This window comes from Fluoribacter dumoffii NY 23, from assembly GCF_000236165.1.
GTDB classification, from domain to species: Bacteria; Pseudomonadota; Gammaproteobacteria; order Legionellales; family Legionellaceae; genus Legionella; species Legionella dumoffii.
Map to the genome: position 1 here is coordinate 1,753,965 of NZ_CM001373.1, position 11,706 is coordinate 1,765,670.

Here is an 11,706-nt window from a genome sequence, read left to right on the forward strand (position 1 = left end):
TTAAAATAAAAACTTCTACTGCTGAGCTTGTAACCAGTAAGTATTTTTAGTGTTAGGTAAAACCATTTGCAATTTATCACTAGCCAGTTCCTCGACCCGCGCTGGAGTTGCCAAACTTGCCTGTTCAAGCAGTAACTGTCCCCATTGCAACTGTAAGTAGTGTGTTAACTGCTCCTGTTGTTCAACCTGGTTTAACGTCACTCGATATGAATTGGTACTGTATACCACAGCCAAAGCACTCACTAATACAGCCACTAATAATATAATCAGCATGTATAATGACTTTGACATCTGCATATCTGCCAGTTGACCATTAAATAAAGTCCCTTGATTAATTACTCTCGCTGCAGCGTTCATGCTAATTTCTCCCCCACTCTAAGTACAGCGCTTCGAGCCCTGACATTCTCTTTTACTTCACTTTCTTGTGGCATAATCGCCTTACCTATCCTTTTAAAATTTGTTGATAACTCTTCATAACGTATGGGCACTTCCGGAGGGGGTTTCTCCCCTTGCTCTTTATCGCGCATAAACTGTTTGACTATGCGATCTTCAAGGGAGTGAAAACTAATCACAGCCAATCTTCCCTTGGGTGCCAAAACATTAATGCACTGTTCCAAACAGCTCTTTAAATCGTTGAGTTCCTGATTGATATAAATTCGTATTGCTTGAAACACCCGTGTTGCAGGATGCTTGTGTTTTTCCCATTTGGGATTTGCTTCCTTTACAATTTCCGCCAATTGCAATGTTGTGGATATAGGCGCAATGGTTCGGGCGGCAACAATTGCCTTGGCGATACGGCCTGCAAAACGCTCTTCTCCGTATAATCTAAATACAGAAGCCATTTCTTCCGCTTCCGCCTCATTAACAAACCGGGCCGCACTCAGAGGTTGAGATTTATCCATACGCATATCTAACGGCCCTTGTTGCATAAAACTAAAGCCTCTTTCCGGATTATCCAGCTGCGGGGAAGACACTCCCAAGTCCAACAAAATGCCATCTACCTTTCCCAATACGCCTGCTTCCGCAGCAAATTCCTGAATTCTGGCGAATGAGCCTTGGAATATATGAAACCTTTTGTCCTGACCCAAATGTTCTTTAGCATATTCAATAGCATCTAAATCTTTATCTATGGCGAACAAACGACCCTGATCGTTTAAATGACGTAAAATTTCCCGACTATGGCCCCCTCGCCCAAAAGTACCATCAAAATAGATCCCGCCGCTTTTAATAGCCAGGGCTTCTATAGATTCATTTAGTAACACTGATTGATGCATTGCCATTATGTTTCCATTACAAAGAAAACGTTTTCATTTCCTCGGGTAATCCACCAGTTCCAGAACTTTCTTCAGCCAACCATTGTTCACGTCGGGTTTCCCAAAGATCCTTATCCCATACTTCAAACTTATTTCCTTGGCCTATCATCACGACATCTTTTTCCAAATGTGCATAATTTCTTAAAACTGTAGGTAATAAAACCCGTCCATTCGCGTCGAGTTCCACATCAGTCGCATGACCAATCAAAAGACGCTGAATTCTGCGTGCTGCAGCATTAAAACTGGGTAATTTTTGTAAATTATTTTCAATTATTTGCCATTGAGCCGCAGTGTAGAGCAGTAAACATGTTTCTTCAGTATCAATGGTCACCACCAAAGGAGTTTTTTCTTCAGCACCCAGGGCAGAGCGATAACGCGTAGGGATAGCTAAGCGCCCTTTAGTATCAATGGTGATGGCATTTATTCCACGAAACATGGTTTCCTTTTATGCGGAAGATATTAGCTCCCACAATTCTCCACTTTTTTATTATTTTACCCCACTTTTATACACTATAGAAACACATTTCTCCATGCGTCAAGATAAAAACCCACTTTTTAGGTAATTTAGTTAGGCATAACAAAATAGATGATTAAAAACAGATCTTTGTATGGAAATTTTGATCAAAAGTGGATTTTAAACAAGAAACATCAAGACACAAAGATTAAAGGGATAAATTGCAAAGCCAAACGGGAAGCTCACACCTCAAAGAGGGCGCGTGTTAATGACAAAATTGGGATGAGCGTAGTGGCTCTTCAAATAACGCAAAAATCTTTTTGGCAGGATGAAAAAAAATTATACGAAAGCGTGTTGCCTGAATATAAAAATTTAAAAGAACAGTTCACTCAATCCATAACAAAATTATTACAATCAGATAACAAGGCCTACAGAAAAGACTTCGACATAGTGGTAAAAAATATTATCAAGCTTTAAAAACTCTTAAGAATTGTCAACTTTTCATGGCGGGTTCATTACTTCGGCATGAGCGTTATTTAAATGATCAATATGATTTTTGGCTACAGGAAATCGATCTGTATAAAAAAGAAATTTATTTGCTCCTTGAAAAAAGATTATAACTTCCCTGGGAAAAAATAATGAAGTCTCTATTCAGGCAATTGCTACTTTGTATGAAAATGCATATACACAGTCCTTTGGTAATTGACTAATAGAAACCCTCCCCGGTTGAGAGTGCAGAAACATAAGGTTTTAAATCTGATAGTCTGTAGGTTTAATTATTCATTAAAGCAGCTAATCTAATCCCCTGCAGAACCAAATCAGGAACCAAATGATCATATAATCCCTGCTTTTCAAATAGAGAGGCAAATCCACCTGTTGCCAAAACCAAAGCGTTCTCATCGCTGAAAGCTTCTTGATTCAGCCGATGAATTAATTCACGGCAAGCACCAATAGCCCCATAATAAACCCCAGACTGTATGCTTTCTATGGTTGAGCGCCCTACGGGGTTTTCGATCTTTATAATTTCTACCGCGGGTAATTTAGCAGTGTTTTTTGATAAAGCATCTACCGACAACCGGACCCCTGGTAAAATAGCTCCTCCCATATAAACCTTCTGGGCACTAATAACGCAGAACGTAGTTGCCGTGCCGAAATCAATAACAATTATGTTTTGATTGGGATAACTGTGAGTTGCTGCAATTGCATTTGCGATTCTATCGGCACCAACTTCTATTGGGTTACGATATTTGATATTTAAACCTGTTTTTACTCCTGCTTGTAACAGGAAAGGTTCTAAAGAAAAATATTTGACACAAGCTGAGCGCAGTGAATAATCAATTTGGGGTACTACAGAGCAAATACCAATTTGTTTGATTGCATCAGGAGAACAATCATTCTCCCGCAAAACTGTTTTTAGAAAGATTCCCAATTCATCTGATGTAGCTACTTTAGACGTATGCCGAAAACGGAGTTTTATTTCTTCCCCATCAAAAACACCACCGTAGATATGAGAGTTTCCAACATCAATGCATAGAATCATGAACGAGCATCCGGTATTAAAAAATCACGATAGTAAATTGCGTTTTACTTATTGGCAAGCTGTTCACCGGAAAAATCAAGTTCAACCAGGATTTTGCTTATTAATTGAATAGTTCACTTCCTAAAAAAAAGCCCTACACATGCAGGGCAGTAGTGGAGATTCCTGTAATTATTAATGTGGGCTCAGGAATAAAATTCTTTCCTGGGATCACCTGACTAGTAAGGTTTAACAACCACTGTAGTACCAATATCAGCAAAGTCTTCGTTTAACCATTTTGCTGCACTGGGCAAAACCCGGATACAGCCATGGCTTGCGTTGTAGTTTGGTACTTCATAGGCGGCATGGATGGAATAACCGCCATGGAAATGCATACAGTAAGGCATTCTTGCACCACCATGTGTTTCCAAGGGATAAATACTGGAAGTACAATCTTCCCCTTTTTTGGAATAGATACTGAATGTTCCGGTAACAGTATGGCAGGGTTTACCCTCATCCTCACAAAAATCCTTCCCGCCGGAGGCACTACCAGTATTTACCCTGTTACCCTCTTTATCGTAAGCCGCCCATGCAGTTGCTTTAGGGTCAAATACGATTACCTTCTTCCCTGTAGCAGGTCTTTTTATGGGAAAATAATTAGCTCCCTTATGGTCAGCCGCCATGCTCATTGTATAATGTGTGTACCCCGCATCATCAACTATAGGGACTGATCTATCCATGGAAGCACAGGATGTAGCTAAAGCACATACTGGAACTAACACTAGATATTTTTTCACTTTATTTCTCCCTCTTTTTTCTTATTTATCGGGAGCTTTAAAAATAGGTTTAGGTTTTTTTATAATTTTTTTTTACATAGTGTATTTTTTGTGCGCTTGCCGTTTATATAATGGCTAGCTTTTTGGTTGTTTTGGGAGCATATACTTAATAGCTCGTTTTAGCTGTTTGTCGGTGCATTCAAAGCACCCGCCTCTTGGCGGCATCGCATTTAGCCCTTCATTGGTATGCTCAAAGAGAACTTTCATTCCTTGTTGTAAACGCACCTTCCAATCAGCCTCATTTCCAATTCGGGGTGCACCCAGGGGAATTAAGGGTTTACTCGCATGACAATTCACGCAAAAATGATTATATATTTCTTTCCCTTCATTTTTATCGCCACTAATTGATTGCAAAAACTCCTGGGGATGATGAGTCTCCGCATAAACAGGTTGGAGTAGCAAAAAAACTAGGGTATAAATAGTGTAGTGTATCCTCATGTACTCTCCGGAAAATTGGCATACTATTTGCTAATTACTGCACGTTATTCAAAGAGGAATTAGTTGGTGAAAAAAAGCATACTAAGGGTTTTACTATTTTTTGCAAGTACTGCATTGAATGCTGAGGCTATTCAATCGCCCGAAATTCTATCAAATAAAATAGAACAATATATACGGAACGAACTTGCTTCATATAATGAAGGAAAAATTCTGGTTACAGCAGATAAAATTGATTCGCGTTTAAACCTTCGAGCATGCGCTGAAGACCACTTGATTGTTTTTAACCCTTATCAGGCCCCAATTTTAAATACAAGCACTATGGGCATAAAATGCCAAGAAATTGACAATCGCTGGTCATTATATGTCCCTGTTAAAATAACCGTACTTAAAACAATATATGCAGCAAAACGACCTCTTCTCAAAGGAACCCGAGTAACTGAAAATGATATATATCAAACAGAAATGGATGTACAAAAATTAAATCATGGCTATTTTAGTGAAAAAGATCTATTAATAGGGGAAGTTTGCAAACAAAATATTCCACAAAACAGCCCGCTTACCCCCAATAATATTGAAGCCGCCAAACTGATTCATAAAGGGGAGCGAATTTCTATCGTCGTTAATGATAATAATTTGACTGTGAGCATGGATGGTGTTTCTATGGAAGAAGGTTCTTTGGGTGAAACCATTAAAGTGCGTAACCTTTCATCAAAAAAAATAATTGAAGCCCAGATCACTGGAGCAAAAAAAGTGAATGTGATTATTTAATAAAAAAATCAATAACTAAGGAAAATTTTCTAAAGATTTTTAAAAATAAGCCGATACATTTAGAAGTCAAACGTGATTGAGGATAAATTATGTTTAATCAAATCAGTGACGCAGTTCCCGTAAAAAGCCTGGATACAGATAATCGTTTGAAAACGAGAAATCAAGAAAAAATAAAAAATTTGATTGAGGATGCCTCATCACACGTCAGCATAAGCGATACCTCAAAACAATTAGAAGCGTTAAAAAATTCATTAAAAGAAGTATCTGAAATCAATGAGGCTCGTGTTTTATATTTTAAATCCGAAATTGCACTGGGTAATTACCAGATTGATAGTGACAAAATTGCCATGAACATGTTAAATGTAGAACCTGCTTAATTTCAGAGACAATTATATGGATAATAAGATAAGTATTTTAAGTAGACACTTGGAGCAGGAAATTAATTGGATAGAATCACTCAATTGTTTATTGGCCGAAGAAAAGGAAATCCTATCATCACGGCAATTCAATAAACTTGAGGAGTTCGCAAATAAAAAGCAGGACTTATCCAATAAGTTAGAAGAAAGTGCCAAACAGCGCATACAGCTTATTAATCCAAATTCCAATCAACCCATGAACCAGGCTTTGACCGAATTTCTAAAAGACTGCAGTGCTGGCGAAGCAGCGCAAATTAACCAGTTAAACACCAAACTGGCGGAAAATTTAACCCGTTGCCGTGAACTCAATTCAATTAATGGACAAATTATTGCTAACAACCTTTATGTACGTCAAGAAATTGTCAATACTCTGTCTGGAAACCGAGAAAACGCAATCGGTGTTTATACATCTAACGGAAATATAGAATCAACCCCGGAAACCACCCATCATCAGGAAGCCTGAGTAGAGACTGTAAAACCCTCGCAACAAAGAAAACCAGGGGATTCCTTTACTCCAATGGGAGAAAGGACGCCCGCAATAGAGATTGCGAGGTTATACCCCCCTCTGCTTTCACCTGAGGAAAAATATTTTTTGCAACATCCCTGCTGCGTATCACACAAAAACTCAAGGATTCTCCAATTTAAAATAAACTTTTGATTCAATTTAATACAATCTCATTAAAAAAATGTATAATGTCAAAAAAACATTTTGTAAGAAAGGCATGAAAATTTTTTCACAAAAATATGATAAAACAGTTGTGGTTGAGTTTTACTCTGATAATTTAAAGAAGAGAAAAGTCATCGCGAAAACCGCCAAGGACTTGCTTGGAGCCCATTTTAAAGAAAAAAATCGATTAATTTATTCCTCTCAATATGAGAGTTATCCCGATCTAAGTCAGTTAACCGCACAATCACGCCTCTGTTTGGTAGGTCATGGACGAGAAGGGAAATTTTCCGGTTGTGACGTGGATATGCTGGTAGAACGCCTCATCGAAGATTGTTCCCTAAAAGCTGTAAAGCGAATTAGCTTCATCTCCTGTAATTTGGGAAAAACAAGAGACTTCATTGAGGAACTCCAATTAAAACTGGCCAAAGAAGATATTTTTACTGAAATAGGCGCGTATAAATCGTATTTAATTGTTGACCGCTCAGGTCATCGTTGGGTGGACTTGGAAGACCGGGGCGGCATCGTTGAAGCAGGAAAACAAAAAGTGGTTATGGGATGGGAAATAGGACCTGATGATCTCCAACCCAGGCAAGTTGTTTTAACGGATACTAATGAAGTCAATCCGGATTATGGAGATATTTTGTTACTGGATTGTGATGATGATGAGGAGGAGGAGAGCAGCTCCGAAATAAGGGATTTTTCAGAATTGCCCCCTAAACTAGAACCAGTTATTGATTCCGAATCCATACTGGCCCCTCCTCTCAAAAAAATAAAATTAAAACTGTTTGATAATGTCAGTACTTCTGAAGCTGACGACACTATCCCACTCTCAAGCCAAAGTTTTCCCTCACTAAATTAGATGAGGAGAACTATGCATTTTTTTCTATAATCTAACTTGTACCCTGAAGAAAAAAATATTCTAGAATTGAGATGGATGCTATTTAGCATCCATCTCGGGTTGATGCGGCTATCGCATGCGAAGTGCTCCGTCCAGACGTATCACTTCCCCATTCATCATTCCATTTTCAATAATTTGTGCTACCAATGAAGCAAATTCTTCAGGCTTTCCAAAACGCTTCGGAAAAGTCATGGTGGCCACCAAATTGTCCTGTACCTCTTGCGGCATATTCAATAACAAAGGAGTAGCTATCAATCCAGGAGCAATCGTATTTACACGGATTGCAAACTGAGCTAACTCCCGTGCAGCAGGAAGAGTTAGGGCCACCACGCCCCCTTTGGACGCACTATATGCCGCTTGACCAATTTGTCCCTCAAAAGCAGCAATAGAGGCTGTATTAATGATAACACCACGCTCCTGGGAATGGCTTTCCAATTCCAAACGACTCATCGCGTCTGCTGCAACCCGCATAACATTGAAGGTACCAATAAGATTAACATCAATCACTTGTTTAAAAGCTGCCAAAGGCATAGCACCCTCTTTTCCTACAATACGTTTTGCCGGGGCAATTCCCGCGCAATTAATGCAAACCCTTGGAGTGCCTAATTGCTCTATAGTTTGCTGCATTGCTTTTTCTACGGACTCATCGCTCGTTACATCACAACTGATGAATAAATCAGCTTCACCTTGATTGTCTACTTGCTTATCCCATACTACAACGCGCATTCCACGCTTTTGTAAATAATGCACACAAGCCTTTCCCATACCTGAAGCACCGCCAGTAACTAATGCAATTTGATTGGTAAAATTCACTTTACTCTCCATGATGTGTAGTCTGATGCAGCGCAACAAAACGCGTTTGACCGTTTAAGACTTCCCGGGGTTTTCACTGCGCTGCTTCCGCGTGATGTCATTAACTAAAAAATTCTTTACTTAATTGTTTGAATTCAGAAGTTCCTGCCTTTCTTAGCCATTCGAAAAATACCATTTCAGCAGTAATTAAATGAACCCCTTCCTGTTTCATTCGTTTGAGCCCATATTTCATATTTTGTTCCCCACGACAGCTCACCGCATCGGCCACAACAAAAACCTGAAATCCAGCTTTTTTCATTTCCAATGCTGTTTGTAACACGCAAACATGGGTCTCGATGCCAATAAGTATTAATTGCTTTTTACCCAACTTCTTAAGACGTTCAACATATTTGGGCTCACCCATACAGGAAAAGCATACTTTATCGATGCAGTCTACCTGATTCAAATAAGATTGGAGTTGTTTTAGAGTAGAACCTAGTCCCTGTGGGTATTGTTCACTGACCAGGATTGGAATGCTCATGCGTTGGGCTAATTTCAAGAGCCATTCACATCTGGCAATAAATAATTCGCTATTTAAAACCGCGGGGGCTAATTTTTCCTGTACATCAATTAATAACAATAGCGAATCATCTTTACTAAGTAACATCCTTATTCTCCTTTAGCGGATTATTGAAATTTATGGATAATGCTAAAACTCACAGCCTGAGTATAGTTAAAACTAAAATCCAGGCTATGAGTGCTTAGTAGAGAAAATTTCCGGCAAGACTTTTAAATGCCGGCGATATCAATCGTTCTCATTTTTACATCCATTTGTTTGGGGCCACGCTGGATGGAAACAGTTACTTCTTCCCCTACTTTTATTTCAGTCAGCATGTTATATAACACATCATAGTTAGGAACCGAATGTCCATTCAGTGCGACAATAATATCACCTAATACAATTCGTCCCCAAGCATCTCGGTGAGTCGCTTTGAGATGAGCTTTATCTGCAGGGGTATCCGGTATAATGTCTGCAATGAGAATCCCTTTACGTATGCCTAATTGCCGAGCAATACTGGGCGGAACACTTTGAATTCCTATACCCGACAATACAACTCGACCATTTTTAATAATTTGGGTGACGATTCGATCAATGTCATCAGCAGGAACAGCAAATCCAATCCCGGCAGATGAGCCTGAATGGGAAAAAATCATGGTATTCATACCAATAAGCTGCCCGGCGCTATTCAATAATGGACCGCCTGAATTACCCGGATTGATTGGCGTATCCGTTTGAATCATGTTACGAATAGTAACCCCGCCAATTCCAGGCACTTTTCTACCCAGTGCAGAAATAACTCCTTTAGACAAACTGTGATCAAGACCAAATGGGTTTCCAATGGCAATTGCCTTTTGCCCTACCATCAGATCATGTAAATGCACTATCTCAAATGGCTTGAACTCTTTTAACATAGCCAAAGCTTGGGGGGATTCAATCTTTAATACGGCAATATCTTTACGCGGTTCTGCCCCAACAACTTTAGCGGGTACTGTCAATTTTCCCAGGCTAATCGCCAATTTGTCGGCACCTTTGATTACATGATAATTTGTTACAATATAACCATTATTATTCCAGACAATCCCGGATCCTGCCCCATCAGATACATGCATTTTGCCTGCAGCTCTATTGGTAACCGTTGCTAACCTGTGAACATAAACTACCTTGGGTGAGGCCTCATGAAAGATTTGGACGGTATTTTGTTCATCAGGAAGGAGAGAGTTTACAGCTGCGCTATGCCCTGGAAAAGCCAAAATAGAGCACAGCATAAAGGTACTAAACCATAAAAAACGATGTCTTGCCATTTCAATATATCTCCACCAATTTGCTCAAAGTCTTGCATTCCCCCAAATGCAAGAGAATTGTAATATATACTATCAACAATGTCACCAAATGACTTAGAAGAATAAATTTCATGCAAATGTAATTGAATTCGCATTTACAGCATCTTTCTCCTCTTCCTCATCCTGATTTAATTTATTCTGATGGACGATTCTTTGTTTTTGATCCTTATTTTCCTGATGTTGCGCATCTTCTTGTTTCTCTGGTACCGGATCATTTATTTCATGTTGGGTTTTTTCTACTTCAGCTCGTGCCATGTGCTCAACCCGTGTTTGCACCAGGGTGATCCCCGGAGTTGCCGACACCCCAAAATACTGCATTAGATACTGTATGGGCATCATGAGCATGTCTTTAAACGTCATTGTAGAAGCCTCCATACTTTTGACAGCCACAATTTCAGTCTCATCAATATGACGAAGATATACTTTTTCCAAAAGAGCAGAATGTTGTTTGTAGATACTGTCCAAACTGGAGTTTCGTGATTTTTCCTGCCCCAAAAGGTATTTCTGAAAATCGGTATGCGCATCCCATAGAGATCCTCTTCGTTCTTGCAACTGCTTGAGTTCACTCTCATAAAAGGTGATTTCCCGGTCTATTTCTTCCCTTAACCGATCGCAAGCAGCTTTGCGGACTGCAGAAATCTCCCCATTGATGATTGAGCCGGATTCCTTAACTATGGCCTGGGCATATCGTTCAATCAATTCTGTTTTTTTACGTAAAATTTCTTCAATTTTTGCATCGATATACCTAATCGCATCTTTGTTTGCGCCAAGAACCTGGTAATGTGAATCAAAGCGCTTCTCACTTTGCATTTGCAAACGCATTTGTTCCAATTCCTTGACCTCCTGAGACAAGGCCCTGGATTGTGCATTATCATTTAATTGTTTGTCCCGGCTTAATAAAATTTGTCTAATAAAGGCGGCCAAAACCATAACCGTCCCCAATACCGCTGCACATATAAGCGCTATACTCACTGGCTCCATTATCAACTCCTTGTATTAAAACATATGAATCAATTGCGTATGTATTTCAATTGCAAAATAGCGATTAAAATCTTGCAAAGAATCGAGGGCTGGCCACTGTTCGGGTTGGCTCGACATTCGGCTCATAGTGGCTGAAAAAATTGACGCATAGTTTTCCTTTATGAAGGGTTTTATCTCAGTCAAATTTGAAAAATTTTTAACAAGAGCAGTGGCATTTTCTTCTAAATGCGACAGCTCTACTTTTTCAATAACCTCAACGAGATCATCCTGATTCTCCAAACTTTCCTTGATCCAGTTTAGTAAAGCTAATCGCGGTTTAATGAGTAATAATTGATGGCTTGCTTCTATAGAAGGTTCCAGTAATAAAATATGATTATGTAATTCAAATTTAAAACAGCAAAGAAAATCAAGAAAATTGTTTTCTATTTCATGACGCGCCTTATCTCCCAACCAACGGCTTATTTCATGCCGAAACATTTTTGAAAAATATTTTTCTATTTCATTTAAAGTCTCTTCATCGGTTTTTTGTTTTCGCAGGGCATAAGCAGTATTATCAATTTGGAGTAACCTAAGATCCGGTAATTTGACATCGGGTAATTGTGAAGTAAGAAATGATGAAAAAACAGCCGTCGGTTTTAGTATCACTATTTCGTGTTGGCTATGGCGCATATCTCTCTCCTTGATTTCATCTAAATCCTCACCAACAGATTTACAGCGTTCACCTA

The 11,706-nt window shown here is 39.2% G+C and carries 16 protein-coding genes; 5 read left to right on the plus strand and 11 right to left on the minus strand.

Annotated features, from left to right (window positions below; all coding sequences use genetic code 11):
• Positions 1–15: 15 nt before the first annotated feature.
• Genes ftsL through mraZ form a run of 3 tightly spaced genes read right to left on the minus strand, consistent with a single transcriptional unit; the run spans position 16 to position 1,749 of the window.
• The gene (gene ftsL / locus KYQ_RS07885) at positions 16–357 is read right to left on the minus strand and encodes a cell division protein FtsL (protein ID WP_010653115.1); all 342 of its coding nucleotides are present in this window, start codon (positions 355–357) and stop codon (positions 16–18) included.
• The gene (rsmH, locus tag KYQ_RS07890) at positions 354–1,280 is read right to left on the minus strand and encodes a 16S rRNA (cytosine(1402)-N(4))-methyltransferase RsmH (RefSeq protein ID WP_010653114.1); all 927 of its coding nucleotides are present in this window, start codon (positions 1,278–1,280) and stop codon (positions 354–356) included. Before rsmH ends, ftsL begins: the two co-directional genes overlap by 4 nt.
• 10 nt (positions 1,281–1,290) lie before the next feature.
• Positions 1,291–1,749: a division/cell wall cluster transcriptional repressor MraZ gene (gene mraZ / locus KYQ_RS07895; RefSeq protein WP_010653113.1), complete on the minus strand. Its 459-nt coding sequence runs from the start codon at positions 1,747–1,749 to the stop codon at positions 1,291–1,293.
• A 150-nt stretch (positions 1,750–1,899) separates the two neighbouring features.
• On the opposite strand from mraZ, the gene KYQ_RS07900 reads away from it, so the two are divergent.
• Entirely contained in the window at positions 1,900–2,244 is a 345-nt protein-coding gene (locus tag KYQ_RS07900) for a hypothetical protein (protein ID WP_010653112.1), read from the plus strand.
• Positions 2,245–2,539: 295 nt separating this feature from the next.
• On the opposite strand, the gene KYQ_RS07910 is transcribed toward KYQ_RS07900, so the two are convergent.
• The 3 genes from KYQ_RS07910 to KYQ_RS07925 all read right to left on the minus strand — a co-directional run bounded on the left by KYQ_RS07910 (position 2,540) and on the right by KYQ_RS07925 (position 4,557).
• A complete protein-coding gene (locus KYQ_RS07910; protein ID WP_010653111.1) occupies positions 2,540–3,307 on the minus strand; it encodes a type III pantothenate kinase in 768 nt (255 codons plus the stop codon).
• A gap of 215 nt (positions 3,308–3,522) precedes the next feature.
• Positions 3,523–4,080 (minus strand): L,D-transpeptidase, encoded by a 558-nt coding sequence (locus tag KYQ_RS07920; protein WP_010653110.1) that lies wholly within the window; start codon positions 4,078–4,080, stop codon positions 3,523–3,525.
• A 114-nt stretch (positions 4,081–4,194) separates the two neighbouring features.
• The gene (locus KYQ_RS07925) at positions 4,195–4,557 is read right to left on the minus strand and encodes a c-type cytochrome (protein ID WP_010653109.1); all 363 of its coding nucleotides are present in this window, start codon (positions 4,555–4,557) and stop codon (positions 4,195–4,197) included.
• Positions 4,558–4,623: 66 nt separating this feature from the next.
• Here KYQ_RS07925 and flgA point away from each other — a divergent pair, with 66 nt between their 5' ends.
• The 4 genes from flgA (at position 4,624) to KYQ_RS07945 (ending at position 7,267) form a co-directional block, all read left to right on the plus strand.
• Positions 4,624–5,325, plus strand: a complete 702-nt coding sequence (gene flgA, locus KYQ_RS07930) for a flagellar basal body P-ring formation chaperone FlgA (RefSeq protein ID WP_010653108.1) — start codon at positions 4,624–4,626, stop codon at positions 5,323–5,325.
• Positions 5,326–5,414: 89 nt separating this feature from the next.
• Positions 5,415–5,702, plus strand: coding sequence for a flagellar biosynthesis anti-sigma factor FlgM (gene flgM, locus KYQ_RS07935; RefSeq protein ID WP_010653107.1), 288 nt, complete (start codon positions 5,415–5,417; stop codon positions 5,700–5,702).
• A gap of 16 nt (positions 5,703–5,718) precedes the next feature.
• Positions 5,719–6,204: a flagella synthesis protein FlgN gene (locus KYQ_RS07940; RefSeq protein ID WP_010653106.1), complete on the plus strand. Its 486-nt coding sequence runs from the start codon at positions 5,719–5,721 to the stop codon at positions 6,202–6,204.
• A 259-nt stretch (positions 6,205–6,463) separates the two neighbouring features.
• Positions 6,464–7,267, plus strand: coding sequence for a C80 family cysteine peptidase (locus tag KYQ_RS07945; RefSeq protein ID WP_010653105.1), 804 nt, complete (start codon positions 6,464–6,466; stop codon positions 7,265–7,267).
• Between the two features lie 108 nt (positions 7,268–7,375).
• On the opposite strand, the gene KYQ_RS07950 is transcribed toward KYQ_RS07945, so the two are convergent.
• From KYQ_RS07950 to KYQ_RS07970, 5 genes are all read right to left on the minus strand, one after another.
• Complete coding sequence (locus KYQ_RS07950; RefSeq protein ID WP_010653104.1) at positions 7,376–8,119, minus strand: SDR family NAD(P)-dependent oxidoreductase; 744 nt, start codon at positions 8,117–8,119, stop codon at positions 7,376–7,378.
• 100 nt (positions 8,120–8,219) lie between these two features.
• Entirely contained in the window at positions 8,220–8,765 is a 546-nt protein-coding gene (locus tag KYQ_RS07955; protein ID WP_010653103.1) for a hydrolase, read from the minus strand.
• 122 nt (positions 8,766–8,887) lie between these two features.
• The gene (locus KYQ_RS07960; RefSeq protein ID WP_010653102.1) at positions 8,888–9,961 is read right to left on the minus strand and encodes a S1C family serine protease; all 1,074 of its coding nucleotides are present in this window, start codon (positions 9,959–9,961) and stop codon (positions 8,888–8,890) included.
• A gap of 108 nt (positions 9,962–10,069) precedes the next feature.
• Positions 10,070–10,981, minus strand: a complete 912-nt coding sequence (locus KYQ_RS07965) for a hypothetical protein (protein ID WP_010653101.1) — start codon at positions 10,979–10,981, stop codon at positions 10,070–10,072.
• 15 nt (positions 10,982–10,996) lie between these two features.
• Positions 10,997–11,650 (minus strand): hypothetical protein, encoded by a 654-nt coding sequence (locus tag KYQ_RS07970; RefSeq protein WP_010653100.1) that lies wholly within the window; start codon positions 11,648–11,650, stop codon positions 10,997–10,999.
• Positions 11,651–11,706 lie beyond the last annotated feature (56 nt).

Excerpts from the sequence above, each read along its gene's own strand:
- ftsL (WP_010653115.1), bottom strand. The coding sequence starts at position 357 with ATGAACGCTGCAGCGAGAGTAATTAATCAAGGGACTTTATTTAATGGT.
- rsmH (WP_010653114.1), bottom strand. The coding sequence starts at position 1,280 with ATGGCAATGCATCAATCAGTGTTACTAAATGAATCTATAGAAGCCCTG.
- mraZ (WP_010653113.1), bottom strand. The coding sequence starts at position 1,749 with ATGTTTCGTGGAATAAATGCCATCACCATTGATACTAAAGGGCGCTTA.
- KYQ_RS07900 (WP_010653112.1), top strand. The coding sequence starts at position 1,900 with ATGATTAAAAACAGATCTTTGTATGGAAATTTTGATCAAAAGTGGATT.
- KYQ_RS07910 (WP_010653111.1), bottom strand. The coding sequence starts at position 3,307 with ATGATTCTATGCATTGATGTTGGAAACTCTCATATCTACGGTGGTGTT.
- KYQ_RS07925 (WP_010653109.1), bottom strand. The coding sequence starts at position 4,557 with ATGAGGATACACTACACTATTTATACCCTAGTTTTTTTGCTACTCCAA.
- flgM (WP_010653107.1), top strand. The coding sequence starts at position 5,415 with ATGTTTAATCAAATCAGTGACGCAGTTCCCGTAAAAAGCCTGGATACA.
- KYQ_RS07940 (WP_010653106.1), top strand. The coding sequence starts at position 5,719 with ATGGATAATAAGATAAGTATTTTAAGTAGACACTTGGAGCAGGAAATT.
- KYQ_RS07945 (WP_010653105.1), top strand. The coding sequence starts at position 6,464 with ATGAAAATTTTTTCACAAAAATATGATAAAACAGTTGTGGTTGAGTTT.
- KYQ_RS07955 (WP_010653103.1), bottom strand. The coding sequence starts at position 8,765 with ATGTTACTTAGTAAAGATGATTCGCTATTGTTATTAATTGATGTACAG.
- KYQ_RS07960 (WP_010653102.1), bottom strand. The coding sequence starts at position 9,961 with ATGGCAAGACATCGTTTTTTATGGTTTAGTACCTTTATGCTGTGCTCT.
- KYQ_RS07965 (WP_010653101.1), bottom strand. The coding sequence starts at position 10,981 with ATGGAGCCAGTGAGTATAGCGCTTATATGTGCAGCGGTATTGGGGACG.
- KYQ_RS07970 (WP_010653100.1), bottom strand. The coding sequence starts at position 11,650 with ATGCGCCATAGCCAACACGAAATAGTGATACTAAAACCGACGGCTGTT.